14 protein-coding genes and 1 pseudogene are annotated in these 20,491 nt (G+C 70.4%); 7 read left to right on the top strand and 8 right to left on the bottom strand.

All coding sequences use genetic code 11. From position 1 onward, the window contains the following. Nucleotides 1-423 precede the first annotated feature (423 nt). From OG982_RS23815 to OG982_RS23800, 4 genes are all read left to right on the top strand, one after another. Nucleotides 424-1,086, top strand: coding sequence for a response regulator transcription factor (locus tag OG982_RS23815; RefSeq protein WP_007267191.1), 663 nt, complete (start codon nucleotides 424-426; stop codon nucleotides 1,084-1,086). A gap of 123 nt (nucleotides 1,087-1,209) precedes the next feature. Beyond that, nucleotides 1,210-2,490: a ribonuclease D gene (locus OG982_RS23810; protein WP_266783520.1), complete on the top strand. Its 1,281-nt coding sequence runs from the start codon at nucleotides 1,210-1,212 to the stop codon at nucleotides 2,488-2,490. Nucleotides 2,491-2,735: 245 nt separating this feature from the next. Then, nucleotides 2,736-3,962: an acetyl-CoA C-acyltransferase gene (locus OG982_RS23805; RefSeq protein WP_266783522.1), complete on the top strand. Its 1,227-nt coding sequence runs from the start codon at nucleotides 2,736-2,738 to the stop codon at nucleotides 3,960-3,962. Further along, nucleotides 3,959-6,088 carry a 3-hydroxyacyl-CoA dehydrogenase NAD-binding domain-containing protein gene (locus OG982_RS23800; RefSeq protein ID WP_266949223.1) on the top strand — a complete coding sequence of 710 codons (2,130 nt, stop codon included), beginning with the start codon at nucleotides 3,959-3,961 and terminating at the stop codon, nucleotides 6,086-6,088. The genes OG982_RS23805 and OG982_RS23800 overlap by 4 nt, the downstream gene beginning before the upstream one ends. A gap of 79 nt (nucleotides 6,089-6,167) precedes the next feature. Here OG982_RS23800 and OG982_RS23795 read toward each other — a convergent pair whose 3' ends face one another. Continuing rightward, nucleotides 6,168-7,295: a hypothetical protein gene (locus OG982_RS23795; RefSeq protein ID WP_266949221.1), complete on the bottom strand. Its 1,128-nt coding sequence runs from the start codon at nucleotides 7,293-7,295 to the stop codon at nucleotides 6,168-6,170. A gap of 161 nt (nucleotides 7,296-7,456) precedes the next feature. On the opposite strand from OG982_RS23795, the gene OG982_RS23790 reads away from it, so the two are divergent. Together OG982_RS23790 and OG982_RS23785 are read left to right on the top strand one after the other, a co-directional pair. Then, nucleotides 7,457-7,606 carry a hypothetical protein gene (locus OG982_RS23790; RefSeq protein ID WP_266792352.1) on the top strand — a complete coding sequence of 50 codons (150 nt, stop codon included), beginning with the start codon at nucleotides 7,457-7,459 and terminating at the stop codon, nucleotides 7,604-7,606. Continuing rightward, nucleotides 7,576-7,701, top strand: a pseudogene (locus OG982_RS23785) (LytR family transcriptional regulator); the annotation flags it as partial. The gene OG982_RS23790 and the pseudogene OG982_RS23785, both read left to right, overlap by 31 nt. 29 nt (nucleotides 7,702-7,730) lie before the next feature. On the opposite strand, the gene OG982_RS23780 reads toward OG982_RS23785, so the two are convergent. The 6 genes from OG982_RS23780 to OG982_RS23755 all read right to left on the bottom strand — a co-directional run bounded on the left by OG982_RS23780 (nucleotide 7,731) and on the right by OG982_RS23755 (nucleotide 16,218). Continuing rightward, the gene (locus tag OG982_RS23780) at nucleotides 7,731-9,218 is read right to left on the bottom strand and encodes an amino acid permease (RefSeq protein ID WP_266791756.1); all 1,488 of its coding nucleotides are present in this window, start codon (nucleotides 9,216-9,218) and stop codon (nucleotides 7,731-7,733) included. A 128-nt stretch (nucleotides 9,219-9,346) separates the two neighbouring features. Continuing rightward, a complete protein-coding gene (gene dxs, locus OG982_RS23775; RefSeq protein WP_266783528.1) occupies nucleotides 9,347-11,263 on the bottom strand; it encodes a 1-deoxy-D-xylulose-5-phosphate synthase in 1,917 nt (638 codons plus the stop codon). A 241-nt stretch (nucleotides 11,264-11,504) separates the two neighbouring features. Beyond that, nucleotides 11,505-12,773 carry a sugar ABC transporter permease gene (locus OG982_RS23770; RefSeq protein ID WP_266783530.1) on the bottom strand — a complete coding sequence of 423 codons (1,269 nt, stop codon included), beginning with the start codon at nucleotides 12,771-12,773 and terminating at the stop codon, nucleotides 11,505-11,507. Beyond that, entirely contained in the window at nucleotides 12,770-13,558 is a 789-nt protein-coding gene (locus OG982_RS23765; protein WP_266783532.1) for an ATP-binding cassette domain-containing protein, read from the bottom strand. Before OG982_RS23765 ends, OG982_RS23770 begins: the two co-directional genes overlap by 4 nt. Before the next feature lie 214 nt (nucleotides 13,559-13,772). Next, complete coding sequence (locus tag OG982_RS23760) at nucleotides 13,773-14,885, bottom strand: sugar ABC transporter substrate-binding protein (RefSeq protein ID WP_266783534.1); 1,113 nt, start codon at nucleotides 14,883-14,885, stop codon at nucleotides 13,773-13,775. A 118-nt stretch (nucleotides 14,886-15,003) separates the two neighbouring features. After that, nucleotides 15,004-16,218, bottom strand: coding sequence for an ROK family transcriptional regulator (locus OG982_RS23755; protein WP_266783536.1), 1,215 nt, complete (start codon nucleotides 16,216-16,218; stop codon nucleotides 15,004-15,006). Between the two features lie 570 nt (nucleotides 16,219-16,788). On the opposite strand from OG982_RS23755, the gene mgtA reads away from it, so the two are divergent. Further along, nucleotides 16,789-19,509 (top strand): magnesium-translocating P-type ATPase, encoded by a 2,721-nt coding sequence (gene mgtA / locus OG982_RS23750; protein ID WP_266949220.1) that lies wholly within the window; start codon nucleotides 16,789-16,791, stop codon nucleotides 19,507-19,509. 48 nt (nucleotides 19,510-19,557) lie between these two features. On the opposite strand, the gene OG982_RS23745 is transcribed toward mgtA, so the two are convergent. Next, nucleotides 19,558-20,481, bottom strand: coding sequence for a carbohydrate ABC transporter permease (locus OG982_RS23745; RefSeq protein ID WP_266783540.1), 924 nt, complete (start codon nucleotides 20,479-20,481; stop codon nucleotides 19,558-19,560). Between the last annotated feature and the right edge of the window lie 10 nt (nucleotides 20,482-20,491).

Below are 20,491 nucleotides of genomic sequence, written 5' to 3'. Positions count from 1 at the left end.
TGGGCGCCGCACCACCCGTGAGGGTGGCCGCCCGCACCACCCGTGGGGGTGACCGCCGCGCCACCCGTATGAGCGGTCGGCGCACCACCCGTTAGAGCGGCCGCGGCAGCACCCGTACGAGCGGAGCCCGGCGGGGCGCCGTACGGCCTCCCGGGAGGCCGCGGCGGGGCGCGTCGCCGGCTTTCGCGCACGTCACGACCGATCCGACCCGCATCCGCGTGCCAGATCGGAGCATCCGGGGCGGCTTCTGATCACCCGATGATCGATCGTGCGTCCGAATTGCCCGAATTGTTACTCACCAAATCGTGATCATTCCCTAAAGCCGGGCGGGTGACGTGCCGAAGGAACCAGTGACCATCCGCACGGTTCGCACCGGCTTCCTTCCCCGAGCCGGCCGTCCCGCCACTCCCCCAGGAGGCCTAGGTGTCCGTTCTTCTCGAGCAGCCCGCAAGCCTGGTCGCCTACCGCCCGAACAAGCCGACGGCCATGGTCGTCGTGGCCGACCCGCGCGTCCGCTCCACCGTGACCCGCCACCTGTGGGCCCTCGGAGTACGCGACGTGATCGAGGCGTCGTCCATCGCGGAGGCCCGCCCCCGCGTCGGCAGCCCGCGCGACATCTGCGTGGCCGACGTACACCTGCCCGACGGTTCCGGTCTCACCCTGCTCTCCGAGACCCGCGCCGCGGGCTGGCCGAACGGCCTGGCCCTGTCCGCCGCCGATGACATCGGCGCCGTGCGCAACGCCCTCGCGGGCGGCGTGAAGGGTTACGTCGTCACCGGCACGCGGACCAACATCGGGCTCCCCACCCGGCCCGGCGCCGCCCCCATCGGCGCCGCCGCCGCCCGCATGCACCGCCGCCCCCCGGGTGCCCCGAGCCACCCGGGCGGCTACCGAGAGCTCTCCGGCCGCGAGGTCGAGGTCCTGCGCCTCGTCGCGGAGGGCCAGTCCAACAAGGCCATCGGCGTCTCGATGGGCCTGTCCGCCCTGACCGTCAAGTCCCACCTCGCCCGCATCGCCCGCAAGCTGGGCACCGGCGACCGGGCCGGAATGGTCGCCGTCGCCCTGCGGACGGGGATCATCCACTGACCCCCGCCCGAGGGCCCCGGAGAACTGCCGGGGAACTCGGGGAAACGTCCGTACTTCCACCTCGCGCCCGTCGACGGAACGTTCCGGCGACGGGCGCCTCGTATCCACGGATACCCTTGACCGGTGACCGACGCCCAAGAGACCGCAGCAGACCTGCGCACCACCACCGGGGGCGGCCCCCCGGACGACAAGGTTTCGTCCGATGGGCTGCCCATTCCCCTGCTCGAACCCCGTGAGGGCATTCCTCCGGTCGTCGCCGACGCGGAGGCGCTCGCCCGGGTGGTCGCGGCCTTCGCCGCGGGCACCGGGCCCGTCGCCGTCGACGCCGAACGCGCCTCCGGATACCGCTACGGCCAGCGCGCCTACCTGGTGCAGCTCCGGCGCGAGGGCGCGGGTTCCGCGCTGATCGACCCGGTGGGCTGCCCCGACCTCTCCTCGCTGGGCGAAGCCCTGTCCGGCACCGAGTGGATCCTGCACGCCGCCACCCAGGACCTGCCGTGCCTGCGCGAAATAGGCATGGAGCCCACCTCGCTGTTCGACACCGAGCTGGCCGGCCGCCTCGCGGGCTTCCCGCGCGTCGGCCTCGGCGCGATGGTCGAGAGCGTGCTGGGCTACGTACTGGAGAAGGGCCACTCCGCCGTCGACTGGTCGACCCGGCCGCTGCCCGAGCCGTGGCTGCGCTACGCCGCCCTGGACGTGGAGCTCCTGGTGGACCTGCGGGACGCGCTGGAGAAGGAGCTGGACCGGCAGGGCAAGCTGGAATGGGCCCGCCAGGAGTTCGACGCCATCGCCGCCGCCCCGCCCGCCCCGCCGCGCAAGGACCCGTGGCGCCGTACCTCCGGCATGCACAAGGTGCGCCGGCGCCGTCAGATGGCCGTCGTACGGGAGCTGTGGGAGTCCCGGGACCGGATCGCGCAGCGGCGCGACGTGTCACCGGGCAAGGTGCTGGGTGACGCGGCGATCGTCGAGGCCGCGCTGGCGATGCCGTTGAACGTGCACGCGCTGTCGGCCCTGCCCGGGTACGGGCAGCGGATGGGACGGCGCCAGCTGGACCAGTGGATGGCGGCCGTGGAGCGGGCGAAGGCCCTGCCCGAGAACGAGCTGCCGCAGCCGGGGGCGACCCCGGCCGGCCCTCCGCCGCCGCGTTCCTGGGCGGACAAGGACCCGGTGGCCGCGGCCCGGCTGGCGGCGGCCCGCACGGCCGTCACCGCGCTGGCGGAGGGGCTGAACCTGCCCCAGGAGAACCTCATCACCCCGGACACCGTCCGCCGGCTGTGCTGGGAGCCGCCGCAGCGGCTCGACGCGGACGCGGTGGCCCAGGCCCTGGCGGGCTACGGCGCCCGCCCCTGGCAGATCGAGCAGGTGACCCCGGCGCTGGTCGAGGCCCTGGCCGCGACCGCCTGACGCACGCCTTCCGAGCAAGAGCCCCCGCCCGACCCCGGCCGGGGGCTCTGCCGTGTCCCGGTTCTCGGGGCAGTGCGGCCGGAGCGGCCCCGCCCCCGGCGGTGTGACGTTCGCCGCTCCTCCGGGAGGGGGTGTGCACATTGGTTACCCGCAAGTAGCATGGGCCGGGTGAGCGGGCGCTCAGCCACACCGGCCGAACGCGCCCCCGCGCAGCAGTGCACACCCGCACCTGGAGGAGAGCCAACGTGCCTCGTACCGTCAGGGACGTCGTCTTCGTCGACGGCGTCCGCACCCCGTTCGGCAAGGCGGGCCCGAAGGGCATCTACCACGAGACCCGCGCCGACGACCTCGTCGTGAAGGCGATCCGGGAGCTGCTGCGCCGCAACCCGGACCTGGACCCCAAGAAGATCGACGAGGTCGCCATCGCCGCGACCACGCAGATCGGCGACCAGGGCCTCACGCTGGGCCGCACGGCCGGCATCCTCGCGGGCCTCCCGCAGTCCGTCCCGGGCTACTCCATCGACCGCATGTGCGCCGGCGCGCTGACCGCCGTGACCGCCGTCGCGGGCGGCGTGGCCTTCGGTGCGTACGACGTCGCCCTCGCCGGCGGTGTCGAGCACATGGGCCGCCACCCCATGGGCGAGGGCGTCGACCCGAACCCGCGCTTCGTCTCCGAGAAGCTGGTCGACGAGTCCGCCCTGTTCATGGGCATGACCGCCGAGAACCTGCACGACCGGTACCCGACGATCACCAAGCTCCGCGCCGACGAGTACGCCGTGCGCTCGCAGGAGAAGGCCGCCAAGGCGTACGCCGACGGCAAGATCCAGCAGGACCTGGTCCCGATCTCGGTGCGCAACACCAACGCGGAGGTCGGTGAGACGGGCTGGGGCCTGGTCACCACCGACGAGCCGATGCGCCCGGGCACCACGCTGGAGAACCTGGCGAACCTGAAGACCCCGTTCCGTACCCACGGCCGGGTCACCGCGGGCAACGCCGCCGGTCTCAACGACGGTGCCACCGCCGCGATCATCGCGTCCGAGGACTTCGCCCGCGAGAACAACCTCCCGGTCAAGATGCGCCTCGTCTCGTACTCCTTCGCGGGTGTCGAGCCGGAGGTCATGGGCTACGGCCCGATCCCGGCCACCGAGAAGGCCCTCGCCCAGGCCGGCCTGTCCATCGAGGACATCGGCCTGTTCGAGATCAACGAGGCCTTCGCGGTCCAGGTCCTCGCGTTCCTGGAGCACTACGGCATCGCCGACGACGACGCCCGCGTGAACCAGTACGGCGGCGCCATCGCATTCGGCCACCCGCTCGCCTCCTCGGGCGTGCGCCTGATGACGCAGCTGGCCCGCCAGTTCGAGGAGCAGCCGCACGTCCGCTACGGCCTGACCACCATGTGCGTCGGCTTCGGCATGGGCGCCACGGTCATCTGGGAGAACCCGAACTTCAACGCCGAGGGAGACTCCAAGTGAGCACCACCGCTGAGCTCCTGAAGGGCGCGGCCGAGCTGTTCCCGGACGAGGTCGTCACGTCCGCGCACGTCCGCCACCTGGACCTGCCGTTCGGCGCCGGGCGCTTCGCGCTCGTCACGCTGGACAACGGCTTCGACCACACCAAGCCGACCACCTTCGGCCCGCAGTCCCTCGCCAACCTGAACGCGGCGATCGACCAGGTCGAGCAGGAGGCCCTCGCGGGCTCCATCGTCGGCGCGGGCATCACCGGCAAGCCGTTCATCTTCGCGGTCGGCGCCGACCTCAAGGGCGTCGAGCTGCTGAAGAAGCACGACGAGGCGCTCGCCATCGGCAAGGGCGGCCACGACGTCTTCAAGCGCCTGGCCTCGCTGGCCGTCCCCACCTTCGCGTACTACAACGGCGCGGCGATGGGCGGCGGTGTCGAGGTCGGTCTGCACTGCACCTACCGCACCGTCTCGAAGGCCATCCCGGCCTTCTCCCTGCCCGAGGTCTTCCTCGGCCTGGTTCCGGGCTGGGGCGGCTGCGCCCTCCTGCCGAACCTGATCGGCGCGGAGCGCGCGGTCTCGGTGATCATCGAGAACTCGCTCAACCAGAACCGCCAGCTCAAGGGCAAGCAGGTCTTCGAGCTCGGCATCGCCGACGCGCTCTTCGAGGGCGCCGACTTCCTGGAGCAGTCCCTCATCTGGACCGCTCAGGTCCTCAAGGGCGAGACCGAGGTCGTACGCGCCGAGGTCGACCGCGGCGAGGCCTGGGACGCGGCCGTCGCCAAGGGCCGCTTCATCGCGGACTCCAAGGTGCACGGCGCCGCTCCGGCCGCCTACCGCGCGCTGGACATCATCGCCGCGGCCAAGGACGGCGACCTCCAGGCCGGCTTCGACGCCGAGGACACCGCGCTGGCGGACCTCATCATGGGCGGCGAGCTGCGCTCGGGCATCTACGCCTTCAACCTGGTCCAGAAGCGCGCCAAGCGCCCGGCCGGCGCCCCGGACAAGTCCCTGGCCCGTCCGGTCACCAAGGTCGGCGTCGTCGGCGCGGGCCTGATGGCCTCGCAGCTGGCGCTGCTGTTCCTGCGCCGCCTGGAGGTGCCGGTGGTCCTCACCGACATCGACCAGGAGCGCGTGGACAAGGGTGTGGGCTACGTCCACGCCGAGATCCAGAAGCTGCTCGGCAAGGGCCGCATCAACCAGGACAAGGCCAACCGCCTGACCGCCCTGGTGACCGGTGTGCTCGACAAGGCCGAGGGCTTCGCGGACGCGGACTTCATCATCGAGGCCGTGTTCGAGGAGATGTCCGTCAAGCAGAAGGTGTTCGCGGAGGTCGAGGCGGTCGCCCCGGCGCACGCGATCCTCGCCACCAACACCTCCTCGCTGTCGGTGTCGGAGATGGCCTCCAAGCTCCAGCACCCGGGGCGCGTGGTCGGCTTCCACTTCTTCAACCCGGTCGCGATCCTCCCGCTGCTGGAGATCGTCCGCGGGGAGCAGACCGACGACGCCTCGCTGGCCACGGCCTTCGGTGTCGCGCGGAAGCTGAAGAAGACCGCGGTCCTCACCAAGGACGCCCCGGCGTTCGTCGTGAACCGCATCCTGACCCGCTTCATGGGCGAGATCCAGAACGTCATCGACGAGGGCACCCCGGTCGTCACGGCGGAGAAGGCCATCGAGCCGCTCGGCCTGCCGATGTCCCCGCTGGTGCTGCTGGAGCTCGTGGGACCCGCGATCGGTCTGCACGTCTCCGAGACCCTGAACCGCGCCTTCCCGGAGCGCTTCACCGTCTCCCCGAACCTGGCTGCGGTCGTCAAGGCCGGCAAGCGCGGCTTCTACGTCTACGATTCCGGCAAGCCGGAGCTGGACCCCGAGGTCGCCGCCCTCCTGGTGCAGGGCGACTCCGTCCTGACGGAGGAGCAGGTCCGCGACCGCGTCCTGGACGCGGTGGCGCAGGAGATCGGCCTGATGCTGGAGGAGGGTGTCGTGGCCGAGGCCCAGGACATCGACCTCTGCCTCATCACGGGCGCCGGCTGGCCCTTCCACCTGGGCGGCATCACGCCGTACCTGGACCGCGAGGGTGTCTCGGAGCGCGTGAACGGCAAGAAGTTCCTCGCCCCGGGCGTGGCGAGCGTCCCGGCCTAGTCCGCCGGCGCAGCCCGTAGGGACACGGAAGGCCCCGCACACCCGGTGTGCGGGGCCTTCCCGTTGTCCTCCCGCCCGCTCAGACCCGGACGGACGGGGCCAGGGCGAAGCCGCCGCGGCCCGTCTGGCGGGCGATCCGCAGCCCGCCCTGCGCGTCGAGGAAGGCGACGACCACGCGGCCCCGGTGGTCGAGGGCGAGGGCGGGCGACTCCGCGCAGCGCTCGCCGGTCGGGATCCAGTGCACGCCGGCGTCCTCGTTCTCGGTGCCGCACACGCCGACGACGACTTGGCCGTCGGTGCTCCGGTGGGCCGTCACCGTGTGGTCGAGGCCGTCGATCACGGCCCGCAGGACGGCGATCCGGCCCTCGGCCGCGCTGCCCCCGAGCGGGATCACCCGGCCCGCGCGGTGCGCCAGCACCCCGTGGGTCGCCGCGTCGGTCCAGTAGTACGTGACGCGGTCCGGCGCCGTCTCCAGGCCGGCCAGGCTGTGCCCGGCCGGGGCGATCGGGACGTCCTGGCCGCTCACCAGGTCGGTGTCCCGCTTGGGCTGGTGGCAGTAGAACGCGGCGCCCTCCGCCGGCGACAGGACCTCCACCAGGCCGGACTCCAGCGCGACCGGGGCCATGCCGTCCCGGACGCCCTCGCCCTTGATGCCCTGCCAGGGCTGCCACTTGCCCGCCTCGGACTCCCGGCGCACGGCCAGGGAGCCGGAGGAGTTCTCCATGAACACGTACGTCGAGCCGCTCGGCGCGACGGCGACGACCGGGTTGCCGACCCGCGCGCCCCGGGCCGGGTCGCGGCGCGGGTTGCCCAGCGAGTGCCACTCGCTCAGCGGACGGCCGCTCTGGTACTGGATCGCGTGCGCGACGTCGACGACCTCGGCGCCGTTCTTGCGGACGGTGCGCCGGCCCACGAAGTGGGCGAAGCCGTCGGCCCCTTGGGCGACGGCCAGGCTCGTGACCGAGGCCGCGGGGAAGAACACCGGCCCCTCCCAGTCGGGTCCGCCGGGGTGGGACTCGGTCCAGCGCAGCAGACCGCCGGTAGTCCGCGCGTACGCCGTGAGCCGGCCGTCCAGCCCGAGCATCAGCCAGCGGCCGTCGACCGCGGACTCGGCCCTGCGCGGGGCCGCTCCGGCCTGGTCCTCGGCGGTGTCCCCGGTGCCCCGGGCCGCATCGCGCCGCGCCGCACCCCCCGGCCTGATCCTCATGCTCGTCCTCCCGCACTCGTCGCGGTCCTGTCCACCGCGTCATGCGGATTCTAGTTCGAAGGTTCGGGTAACAGGGGTTGACCTCCAGGCGTACACCAGTAGGAATAGCTGTCTACAGTGCACGCTCGGCATCGGCTCCACAGACGAGGACCCACGGCAGGATGAGCCAGGACGCCACGGCCCCGGACCAGTCCCCCGCCCGCCGCCGGACGCGCGGGCAGCGCGTCCTGCGCGGCATCCTGGTGGGCTCGCTGGTCCTGCTCCTCGCGTTCGGCGAGGGGCGTACGACAAGGTGGACCCGAACCGCGTGATCGTCGCGCAGCCGCAGGCGGGCCGGTTGTGGGAGGCGCTGCGGACCGACCAGAAGATCCCGGCGTCCGCGAAGGCCTCCTCCGCCAAGGGCTGACGGAGGAGGCCGCGTCCCAGGACCCGTCTCTAGAACTTCGCGTCCGCGCCGACCTGGCCGAGGCGGCTGTGCGAGCGTCCGTAGGCGAAGTAGACGACGATGCCGATCGCCATCCAGACGCCGAAGCGGACCCAGGTCTCGGCCGGCAGGTTGAGCATCAGCCAGAACGAGGCCGCGATCGACAGGATCGGGATCAGCGGCACCCACGGGGTACGGAAGGCCCGGTGCAGGTCGGGACGGGTCCGGCGCAGGATGATCACGCCGAGGGCGACGAGCACGAAGGCGAACAGGGTGCCGATGTTCACCAGTTCCGCGAGCTTCTCCAGGCTGGTGAAGCCCGCCACGACGGCGATGACGCAGCCGAGCAGGATGGTCGCCCGGTAGGGGGTGCGGTACTTGGGGTGGGTGACGGAGAAGACGCGCGGCAGCAGTCCGTCACGGCTCATCGCGAAGAACACGCGGGTCTGGCCGAGCAGCAGGATCATGCTCACGGTGATCAGACCGACGGCCGCGCCGAGGCTGATGGCGCCGGAGAAGAAGGGCTGGTTCACCGATTTGAAGGCTTCGGCCAGTGGCGCGGTCGGCGACATCTCCGTGTACTTCTGCATGCCGGTGACCACCAGCGTCACGGCGACGTAGAGCACGGTGCAGATCAGCAGCGAGCCGAGGATGCCGCGCGGCATGTCCCGCTGGGGGTTCTTGGTCTCCTCGGCCGCCGTGGCCACGACGTCGAAGCCGATGAAGGCGAAGAAGATGAGGGAGGCCGCGGTGAAGATGCCCATGACGCCGAAGTTGGTGGGCTCGTAGCCGAAGAGCAGCTGGACCAGTGGCGCGTGCCAGCCGCTGACGCCCTCGGCCTGTGGCTGGGCCGGGGGGATGAACGGCGAGTAGTTGTCGGCCTTGATGAAGAACAGGCCCGCGACGATGACCAGCAGGACCACGAAGACCTTGATGGCGACCACGATCGCGGTGATCCGCGCCGAGAGCTTCGTCCCGACGACCAGGATCGCGGTCAGCGCCAGGATCAGCAGGAAGGCCAGCAGGTCGAAGTGACCGCCTGCGTCGGGTCCGGACAGGGAGGTCGGCAGGGTCCAGCCGAGGTTGGTGTCCATGAGGTGGCGCACGTAGCCGGACCAGCCGACCGCCACGACGGCGGTGCCGAGTGCGAACTCCAGCACCAGGTCCCAGCCGATGATCCAGGCGGGCAGCTCACCGATCGAGGCGTACGAGAAGGTGTACGCCGAGCCGGCCACCGGCACGGTGGAAGCGAACTCGGCGTAGCAGAGCGCCGCGAGGGCGCAGACGATGCCCGCCGCCACGAAGGCGAGGGCGGTGGCGGGTCCGGCGTTGTTCCGGGCTGCGATGCCCGTGAGGACGAAGATGCCGGTACCGATGATCACGCCGACACCGAAGACCGTCAGGTCCCAGGCGGAGAGCGACTTCCGGAGCGCGTGTTCCGGCTCCTCCGTGTCGCGGATGGACTGCTCCACCGTCTTGGTGCGGAAGGGACTGTTCATATCCTTGCTCACCGACGCACCTCCGACAGGTGACGACGCACACGAACGGGCCGGGAGGCCCACTCCTCAAGAGTGTTCTCCCGGCCCGTGACGTGCAACCGCGCGGTGATCTACGACGGGCGCCCCGACTAGTCGACGGTGGCGGCCGGCTCGCTGTCGTAGCGACCGTCCAGCTTGGCGACCAGGCCCGTGACCTGCCGGGCGATGTCCGGCGCGGTCAGGCCGATCTCGGCCAGGATCTCCTTGCGCAGCGCGTGGTCGAGGAAGCGCTGCGGGATGCCGAAGTCGCGCAGCGGTACGTCGACACCCGCGTCCCGCAGGGCCTGCGAGACGGCGGCGCCGACACCGCCGGTGCGGCCGTTGTCCTCGACGGTGACGACGACCCGGTGCCGCTCCGCGAGCGGGGCCAGGGCCTCGTCCACGGGCTTGACCCAGCGGGGGTCGACGACGGTCGTGGAGATGCCCTGCTTGTCGAGGAGGTCGGCGACCTCCAGGCACATCGGGGCGAGCGCGCCGACCGAGACGAGCAGTACGTCCGGACGGGTGACCTCGGGGGCCGGGGTGCGCAGGACGTCCATGCCGCCGATCCGGCCGACGGCCGGGACGGCCGGGCCGACGACGCCCTTGGAGTAGCGCACGACGGTCGGCGCGTCCTTGACCTCGACGGCCTCGCGCAGCTGCGCGCGCAGCTGCTCGGCGTCGCGCGGGGCGGCGAGCCGCAGGCCGGGGACGACCTGCATGATCGACATGTCCCACATGCCGTTGTGCGAGGCGCCGTCGTCACCGGTGACACCGGCCCGGTCCAGGACGAAGGTGACCCCGCACTTGTGCAGGGCGACGTCCATCAGAACCTGGTCGAAGGCACGGTTGAGGAAGGTCGCGTAGACCGCGAAGACCGGGTGGACGCCGCCCGTGGCGAGGCCGGCGGCCGAGGTGGCTCCGTGCTGCTCGGCGATGCCGACGTCGTAGATCCGGTCCGGGAAGGCCTCGGCGAACTTGTTGAGGCCGACCGGGTGGAGCATCGCGGCCGTGATGCCGACGACGTCCGGCCGGTCGTGGCCGATCTTGACCATCTCGTCGGCGAAGACGGAGGTCCAGCTGGCGGCGGCGGTCTTCACCGGCAGGCCGGTGTCCGGGTGGATCACGCCGACCGCGTGGAAGCGGTCCGCCTCGTGCTCCAGGGCCGGGGTGTAGCCGCGGCCCTTCTGGGTGAGGCAGTGCACGATGACCGGGCCGCTGAAGCGCTTGGCGCGCTGCAGCGCGGACTCCAGGGCCTCCATGTCGTGGCCGTCGATGGGGCCGATGTACTTCAGGCCGAGGTCCTCGAACATGCCCTGCGGGGCGATGAAGTCCTTGAGGCCCTTCTTGGCGCCGTGCAGGGTCTCGAAGAGCGGCTTCCCGACGACCGGGGTGCGCTCCAGGATCTCCTTGCCACGGGCGAGGAATCGCTCGTAGCCGTCGGTGGTGCGCAGGGTCGCCAGGTGGTTCGCGAGGCCGCCGATGGTGGGGCCGTACGAGCGCTCGTTGTCGTTGACGACGATCACCAGCGGGCGGTCCTTGGCGGCGGCGATGTTGTTCAGCGCCTCCCAGGCCATGCCGCCGGTGAGCGCGCCGTCGCCGATGACGGCGGCGACGTGGTGGTCCTCGCGGCCCAGCACCTCGTTGGCCTTGGCGAGGCCGTCGGCCCAGCCCAGCACGGTGGAGGCGTGGGAGTTCTCGATCACGTCGTGCTCGGACTCGGCGCGCGAGGGGTAGCCCGACAGGCCGCCCTTGGAGCGCAGGTTGCCGAAGTCCTGGCGGCCCGTGAGGAGCTTGTGGACGTAGGCCTGGTGGCCGGTGTCGAAGAGGACCTTGTCCTTCGGCGAGTCGAAGACCCGGTGCAGGGCGATCGTCAGCTCGACCACACCGAGGTTGGGGCCGAGGTGCCCGCCGGTCTTGGAGACGGCGTCGACGAGGAAGGACCTGATCTCGGCGGCGAGCTGAGTGAGCTCCTCCTGGCTGAGCCGGTCCAGATCGCGCGGTCCCTTGATGCGGGTCAGCAGCACCCGTGCCTCCTTGCAGTTGCTTGCTGGTCTGTCGAGTCTAATGTTCCGCTCGCGGCGGCGGTCATCGGGCGGCCCCTGGTGAGTCACACCTTTGTCATACATGAACACACCGTCGCGAGGTCACACATCACAAACGGGCGTATACCCGCACAGCTGTACGCACACATGTACGCACAGGTGCCCGGCGCCACGCGAAGTGGCGCCGGGCACTGTGACCGGTCTTACCGTGCCGGGGCGCCGCTCAGGCGCGTCCGGCCGTCTTCTGGGTCTTGCGCGTGACCGAGTCGATCACCACGGTGGCCAGCAGCACCGCTCCGGTGATCATGTACTGGATCGGCGTCGCGATTCCCTCCAGGGCCAGACCGTACTGGATCGAGGTGATGACCATGACGCCGAGGAGGGCGTTCCAGGTACGGCCCCGGCCGCCGAAGAGGCTGGTGCCGCCGATCACGGCCGCCGCGATCACGTTCATCAGCAGGTCGCCGGCGCCGGCGCTCTGGTTGGCCGCCGCGATCTTGGAGGCCCAGAAGAGCCCGCCGACGGCGGCGAAGGTGCCGGAGATCGAGAAGACCGCGATGCGGATCCCGGTGACGTTGATGCCGGCCCGGCGGGAGGCCTCGACGCTGCCGCCGAGGGCGAAGACGTTGCGGCCGAAGGAGGTACGGCGCAGCACGAAGTCCGTACCGACCAGGACCACCACGAACAGCACCACCGCGAGCGGCAGGCCCTTGTACTGGTTGAACACCGCGGCGGGGCCGAAGGTGAACAGCGCGAGCAGGCCGGTGCGCAGCAGGATCTCGCCGAGCGGCCGGGAGGGGACGCCCGCCGCCTGGCGGCGCTGGTTGTCGAAGTAGGAGGCGAGGAAGTACGCCACCGTGGCGACGGCCGCGAGGCCGTAGCCGGCCGCCACGTCCGAGAAGTAGTACGTGGTGAGCTTGCCGACGACACCCTCGGAGTCGAGGTTGATCGTGCCGTTGCTGCCGAGGATCTGCAGCATCGCGCCGGACCAGAACAGCAGGCCCGACAGGGTGACGGCGAAGGCGGGTGCGCCGATCCGGGCGAAGAAGAAGCCGTGGATGGCGCCGATCAGGGCGCCGCCGGCGACGGCGGCGAGGATGGCCAGCCACTCGTTCACGCCGTGGGTGACGGCGAGGACGGCGACGATCGCGCCGGAGACGCCGCTGACCGAGCCGACCGAGAGGTCGATCTCGCCGAGCAGCAGCACGAAGATGATGCCGACGGCGATCATGCCGGTGGCGACCATCGTGATCGCGATGTTGGTCAGGTTCTCCGGGGAGAGGAAGTTCGAGTTCAGCCCCTGGAAGATGCTCCAGATGATGATCAGGCCGATGACGACCGGTATGGATCCCAGGTCGCCGGCCTTCATCTTGCGGCCGAACTCGTTCAGGTAGCCGGCGAAGCCCTGCTCCCGTACGAGCAGGCGCGGGTCAACGGCCGGGATCGCGTCGTGCGCGGCGGCCGGGTTGACCGGGTCGATGTGGGTGCTCACTTCTGGGCCTCCCCGGTGCGCGCCGCCCGGCGGGTCACGGCGTTGTCCGTGGCCCCGGTGATGGCGGAGATGATCTCTTCCTGCGAGGTGTCGGCGACGTTGAAGACACCGTTGTTGCGGCCCAGCCGCAGGACCGCCACCTTGTCGGCGACGGCCTTCACATCGGCCATGTTGTGGCTGATGAGGATGACGGCGTGGCCGCGCTCGCGCAGCCGCTCCACGAGGTCGAGCACCTGTGCGGTCTGCTCGACGCCGAGGGCGGCGGTGGGCTCGTCGAGGATGACGAGCTGGGGCTCGCCCAGCATCGAGCGGGCGATCGCCACGGTCTGGCGCTGTCCGCCGGAGAGCGAGGCGATCGGGATCCGGACACTGGGGATCCGGATGGACAGGGTGGTCAGGAGCTCGCGGGCGCGGCGCTCCATCTCCACCTCGTCGAGGACACCGCGGCGCTTGAGCTCGCGGCCGAGGAAGAGGTTGCCGACGACGTCGATGTTGTCGCACAGCGCGAGGTCCTGGTAGACCGTCGCGATGCCCAGGTTCTGGGCGTCGTGGGGCTTGGTGATGGAGACCGGGCGGCCCTCCCACTCGATGACGCCGTCATCGATGGGGTGCACGCCGGCGATCGTCTTGACCAGCGTGGACTTGCCGGCGCCGTTGTCGCCGACCAGGGCGACCACCTCACCGGAGTGGACCTCGAGTTCTACGTCGGTCAGGGCCTGAACGGCACCGAACCGCTTCGAGACCCCTCGCAACGCCAGCACGGGCGCAGCGGACACATGAACCATCTCCTTCGCCGCCTGACCGGCGGGGATGTCGTGCAAAAGAGCAGGAGCGGGGCGAATGGGGGGGAAGAGCGGGCTTGCCCCGGCGAGCGGGGGAAGCGGGGAAGCAGGGGAACCGTTTCTGCCCGGCGCCCCGCGGATGGCGGGGAAGAGTGGGCGGGGCGCCGGGCAGGCGCGGGGGGTCACCTCTGGCAAGAGGGCCCTGCTTCGCGGGGCCTTACTTCAGGCCGATGGTGGCGCAGGCGGCCGCGTACTTGTCGGTGCAGATCTCTTCGACCTTGTAGACGCCGTCCTTGACGACGGTGTCCTTGATGTTGGCCTTGGTCAGGGAGACGACCGGGATCAGCACGGACGGGACGCCCTTGGCGGTCGGGCTGTCGACCTTCTGGTTGATGATGTCGTCGATCTTCTCGCCCTTGGCGAGGGCGACGGCCATCTCGGCCGCGGCGGTGGCCTCCGGCGCGTACGGCTTGTAGACGCTCATGAACTGCTCGCCCGCGACGATGCGCTGCACACCGGCGAGTTCGGCGTCCTGGCCGGTGACCGGCGGCAGGGGGTTCATGCCGGCGGCCTTGAGGGCGGTGATGATGCCGCCCGCCATGCCGTCGTTGGCGGAGTAGACGCCGATGACCTTGTCCTTGCCGAGCGCGGAGAGGGCGCCCGCCATGTTGGTGTTGGCGTTCTCCGGCTTCCACTCGACGGTGTCGTACTCCTTGCCGATGTTCACCTTGCCGTCGAGGACGGAGTGCGCACCGGACTTGAAGAGCTTGGCGTTCGGGTCGGTGACCGAACCGTTCATCATGACGATCTGGCCGTCCTTGGCCTTGTCGCCCAGCGCGTCGAGGAGCGCCTTGCCCTGGACCTTGCCGACCTCTTCGTTGTCGAAGGAGGTGTAGGCGTCGATCGGGCCCTCGGCCAGACGGTCGTAGGCGACGACCGGGATGCCGGCGTCCTTGGCCCGCTTGACCGCGCCCGCGATGGCCTTGGAGTCGACCGCGTCGACGATCAGGACGTCCACCTTGTTGGTGATCATCGTGTCGACCTGCGAGTTCTGCGTGGTCGCGTCCTGCTTGGCGTTGGCGTAGACGACCTCGGCCTTGCCGCCCGTGAGGTCGGCGACCTTCTTCTCGATCAGCGGCTTGTCGAACTTCTCGTAGCGCGCGGTCTGGTTCTCCGGCAGGAGAAGGCCGACCTTGATCGCGTCGCCCTTGGCGGCGCCCGACTCCTTGGAGCCGCTGCCGGACTCCTTCGCGCTGCCACAAGCGGCAAGCGATACGGCCATGGCACCAGCGGCGACGGCTACGGCGGCTCTACGCATACGCGTGTTCATTACTTGAACCTCCCTGACGAGGCCGCAACGTTGCGGCCGAGGTGGATGTGAGTCAACCCCGGCCGCAAGTTTGCCGTCAAGGAGTGAATCCTTAACGAGATGACAACGGTGCCATCCGTTATCTAACTGAAGACACGACGGCGGGCGCTCGCACTCCACTGCTATTTTCCGCCAAAAGCGTCGAATCGCCCATTTCACTGAGCACGAGGGCCAGCGCGCCCAGCACCTCGGCACGGCCGCCCAGGGACCCCGTCAGCACCGACAACTGCCGGGCCGCGCTCGGGATCGCGTACCTCCCCACGGATTCACGGATGGGTGCCAGGACGAGTTCACCGGCGTCCGCGAGCGAACCGCCCAGCACCACCCGGCTGGGGTTCAGAAGGTTGCAGAGACTGGCCACGCCGCTGCCGACGTGGCGGCCCACGTCGGCGATCACCCGGCGGCAGCCGGGATCCCCCTCGCGGGCCAGTTCGACCACCCGCTCCATCGTCAACTCCGGCCCGTGGCTGCCCTGCAGGAGCGGCAGGACGTAGCGCGCGGCGGCGAAGGTTTCCAGGCAGCCGCGGTTGCCGCAGCGGCAGACCGGGCCCGACTCGTCCAGCGTGATGTGCCCGATCTCGCCGGCGGTGCCCCCCGGCCCGCGGTAGATCTGGCCGTTGATCACCAGGCCCGCGCCGACACCGCTGGCCACCTTGATGTACGCGAGGTCCTTGACCCCCCGGCCGCTCCCCCAGACGAGTTCGCCGAGCGCCCCGAGGTTCGCGTCGTTGTCCACGTAGACGGGCACGCCGAGGCGCTGCGAGAGTTCCTGGCGGGGGTTGATCCCCGCCCAGCCCGGCAGGATGGCGGTCGAGCCGAGGGTTCCGGACTCGACGTCGATCGGGCCGGGGACGCCGAGGCCGACGCCGATGACCTTCTCGCGGCCGACCCCGATGCCCGCGATCAGCCGGCCGACCAGCGCTTCCGCCCGGTCGAAGCCCTCCACCCAGGAGGCGTCCACGTCCAGCGGCTCGGACTCCTCCGCCAGGACCTGGTGGGCGAGGTTGCCGACGGCCACCCGTAGATGGGTGTGGCCGAAGTCCACGCCGATCACGATGCCCGCGTCCCCGCTGAGCGAGACGCTGCGCGCCCGGCGGCCGCCGGCCGAGGTGTCGGTGACCTCGACGGTCCCGGCTTCCTTGAGCTCACGGACGATGTTGGAGACCGTGGCCGCCGACAGTCCGGTGGCGCGGGCGATCTCCGCCTGGGTCAGCGACCCGGCGAGCCGCACGGCGCGTACGACCCGTTCGAGATTCGCACGATGCAGCGAGGACTGCGATCCGGGAGTCTGCACGACTCATCCACTCCTGCCCATAAGCGACGGCCGGCCGTCGCCCCCCGGCCGGCAGTCGCGGCTTGGTGCTCCGAGACTCCGGCGTCTCTCCAACTTGTGAACCTTAAGTCGAGCCTTTGGGCCTCCACACGTCAAGAGGCTGACGAGGAGCGAATCGGTCTCTATCGGTCATAAGGCGGAGAGAAGGACCTCCGTGATCGTGCTACGGTCGCTGAGGCGCCGGTCCTCTGCGGCCTTCGAGGCCGGACCGCGCCCTGTTCTGACGGCGCTACGCGAGGAGGTGTTCGGGATGAGTCCCGATCGAAGTCCTTGCAGCGCTCTCGTTCGCTGACCCGCGCACCCGTTCCGCGCTGACCAGCTGACCTTTCGTGCGCACGGCTGCGGGTCACCGCTGTCTCCGTGCATTTTTTCATTCCTTCCGCATGCCCTGCACCTTTTGCCCGGGCCTGCGGCACCATGCCCGCCGGCGTGTCCCGCGACCGCACCGCGTCGCCGCGCGCCGACCCATGACCACTCCACGTGACCGCGCGGCTTCGCGCTGCCCGGACACCGTGGAGGGAGGTATTCGTCATGACCATGCTCACCCCCCGTACCCCGACGAAGCTCGCGCCGCCGGGCCGAACCCGCCGCGAGCGCAGGGCCGCCGAGCTGGAGACCCGTACCCGGCTCGCCGGCGACCGGCTCGCCGAGTACAGCGCCGCTCCGCGCGCCGAGGTCCTGCGGAAGCTGTCCGCCACCCGCGACGGCCTCACGGACGCCGAGGCCGCGCTGCGCCTGGAGCGGCACGGCGCCAACGTCGTCGCCCACGAGCGCGCCCCGCGCTGGTGGGCCCAGCTGGCGAAGGCGTACTGGAACCCCTTCATCGGCGTCCTGGTGTTCCTGGCCGCCGTCATGTGGTGGCAGGACCCGGCCGACCCCGGCGTCGTGATCCTCTCCGTGATGGTGGGGATCAGCGGACTGCTGCGCTTCTGGCAGGAGTTCCGCTCGGGGCGCGCCGCCGACGCGCTGAAGCGGCTCGTCACCACCACCTGCGCGGTGCAGCGCCGGGCCGGCGGCGGCTCGGGCCCGGTCACCGTCGAGGTGCCGATGGACCGGGTCGTCCCGGGCGACCTGGTCAAGCTGGCCGCCGGCGACCTGATCCCCGCCGACCTGCGGGTCGTCACCTCCAAGGACCTGATGGTCAGCCAGGCGGCGCTGTCCGGCGAGTCGTTGCCGGTCGCCAAGGCCGACACGCGCACCGACGACCTCGGCCAGTTCGAGACCACCGACCCGGTCGAGGCCGACAACCTGGTCCTGATGGGCACGTCGGTGACCTCCGGGACCGCCACCGGGGTCGTCGTCGCCACCGGCTCCGGCACCTACTTCGGCTCGATGGCCGGCTCGCTGGTCGGTGAGCGCCCGCAGACCAACTTCGACACGGGCGTGCGCAGGGTCAGCTTCCTGCTGATCCGGTTCATGCTGGTCATGGTCCCCGTCGTCTTCATGATCAACGGGTTCACCAAGGGCGACTGGGACGAGGCCTTCCTGTTCGGCATCGCCGTCGCGGTGGGGCTGACCCCCGAGATGCTGCCGATGGTGGTCTCCGCGAACCTGGCGCGCGGCGCGGTCGCCATGTCCCGGCGCAAGGTCGTCGTCAAGCGGCTCAACGCGATCCAGAACCTGGGCGCCATGGACGTGCTCTGCACGGACAAGACCGGCACCCTGACCGAGGACCGGATCGTCCTGGACCGCTACCTGGACGTGCACGGCGACGAGGACGACGAGGTCCTGGAGTACGGGTACCTGAACTCGCACTTCCAGACCGGCCTGAAGAACCTGATGGACCAGGCGGTCATCGACCGCGTGGGCGAGGCCGAGGAGGTTGTCGTCGACGCACGTTTCTCGATGGTCGACGAGATCCCCTTCGACTTCGCCCGGCGCCGGATGTCCGTGGTCCTGGTCCGCACCAGCGTGGTCGGCTCCGCCGGCCGGGCCGAACACGTCATGATCACCAAGGGCGCGGTGGAGGAGGTCCTCGCCCTGTGCACCCACACGAGGGACCGCGGGCAGCGGGTCGAGCTGACCGAGGAGCTGCGCCGGCACGTCATCCGGATCGCCGAGGACAACAACCGGCGGGGCCTGCGGGTCCTGGCCGTCGCCACCCGTACGGTCGCCACCCCGCAAGACACCTACGGCGTGGCGGACGAGGACCGGCTCACGCTGGTCGGCTTCCTCGCCTTCCTCGACCCGCCGAAGGCCGACGCCGCCCGGGCCCTGCGGGGCCTGGCCGACAAGGGCATCGCGGTGAAGGTGGTCACCGGCGACAACGAACTCGTCGCCGCCCGGGTGTGCGCGGACGTGGGCATCGACGTCGGCCACGTCGTGAACGGCACCGAGATCGACACCCTCGACGACCCGGCGCTGCGCCGGCTGGCCGCCCGTACGACGGTCTTCGCCAAGGTCAACCCGGTCCAGAAGGCCCGGATCGTCCGGGCGCTCCAGGCGCAGGGCCACACGGTCGGCTTCCTCGGGGACGGCATCAACGACGCGGCCGCGCTGCGGGACGCCGACGTCGGCATCTCGGTCGACACGGCCGTGGACATCGCCAAGGAGTCGGCGGACATCATCTTGCTGGAGAAGGACCTGACCGTCCTGGAGCAGGGCGTGGTCCAGGGTCGGACCACCTTCGGCAACACGATCAAGTACATCAAGATGACGGCGTCGTCGAACTTCGGCAATGTCTTCTCGGTGCTGGTGGCGAGCGCGTTCATCCCCTTCCAGCCGATGCTCGCGATCATGCTGCTGGTGCAGAACCTGGTCTACGACATCTCCCAGCTGGCGACGCCGTGGGACCGGATGGACGAGGAGTACCTCCGCAAGCCGCGCAACTGGGACGCCAAGGGCATCGGCCGGTTCATGGTCACCATCGGCCCGGTCAGCTCGGTCTTCGACATCTCGATGTTCCTGATCATGTGGAACGTGTTCGGTGCCGACAGCGAGGCGAGCCAGTCGCTCTTCCAGTCCGGCTGGTTCATCGAGGGCCTGCTCTCGCAGACCCTGATCGTCCACATGATCCGCACCCGGAAGATCCCGTTCGTCCAGTCCCGCGCCTCCTGGCCGGTGATGGTGATGACGGTCCTCGCGGTGCTGACCGGGCTGTACCTGCCGTTCTCGCCGCTGGCCCCCTCGCTGGGCTTCGTGGCCCTGCCGGCGAGCTACTTCCCGTGGCTGATCGGCGTGCTCCTCGCGTACTGCACCCTCACGCAGCTCGTGAAGACCTGGTACATCCGCCGCTTCGGGACCTGGCTGTAAGCCAGGCGCCGTACCGGGGTGCGGGCGATCGCCCGCACCCCGCGGCCGCTACTTGAGCGTGGCGGAGGTCAGGCCCGCCTGGATCTGCCGCTGGAAGGAGAGGTAGACCACCAGCATCGGGATCATCGCGATCGTCACGCCGGCGAACAGGACCGGCAGGTCGGTGGCGTAGCCCTGCTGCTGCTGGAGCTGGATCAGGCCCTGGGTGAGCAGGTACCGCTCCGGATCGGAACCGGTCTGCGGCTGCATCAGCACCGACGGCAGGATGTACTGGTTCCACTGGCCGAGGACATTGAATATCCCGACGCTGATCAGGCCGGGCTTGGCCATCGGCACCATCACCTGGAAGAAGATCCTGGTGTCGGAGGCCCCGTCGATCACCGCCGCCTCGTGGACCGCCGTCGGCAGCGTGCGGAAGAAGGAGTGCATGAAGAAGACGGTGAACGGCATCGAGTAGGCGACGTACACGAGGATCAGGCCCTGGTAAGTGTTCAGCATGTCGAACCGCTTGACCATGAAGAACAGCGGGACCAGCGCCAGGAACACCGGGAACATCGCCCCGCTGACGAAGAAGTAGTAGATGAACCGGTTCCCCGGGAAGGGGTAGCGGGCCAGCACGTATGCCGCCATCGAGCCGAACAGCATGGTCAGCGGGACCGAGAACACCATCACGATCAGCGTGTTGGCGAAGTAGTCGCCGATGCCCTTGTCCCAGGCCCGGCCGAAGGCGTCGAGGTGCCAGTTCGAGGGCCAGCTGAGCGCCGAGCCGCCGATCTGCGCGTCGGTCTTGAAGGAGCCGAGGGCCAGCCAGACCAGGGGCAGGATGATGAGTACGGCCCACACGGCGAGGAAGCCGTGGGAGAAGACGTTGAGGACCATGCCGTCGGAGCCGCGCTTGTCGCGGTCCGCCGGCCTGCCGGCGCCGGACCGCTCGGCTGCCGCCTCGCCCGGTGCCTTGATGACTGTGGTCATGGGGTCTCCC

Source organism: Streptomyces sp. NBC_01551 (assembly GCF_026339935.1).
Classification (GTDB): domain Bacteria; phylum Actinomycetota; class Actinomycetes; order Streptomycetales; family Streptomycetaceae; genus Streptomyces.
The sequence above is the reverse complement of the archived record's forward strand: the minus strand, read 5'-3'. Positions and strand labels throughout refer to the sequence as shown.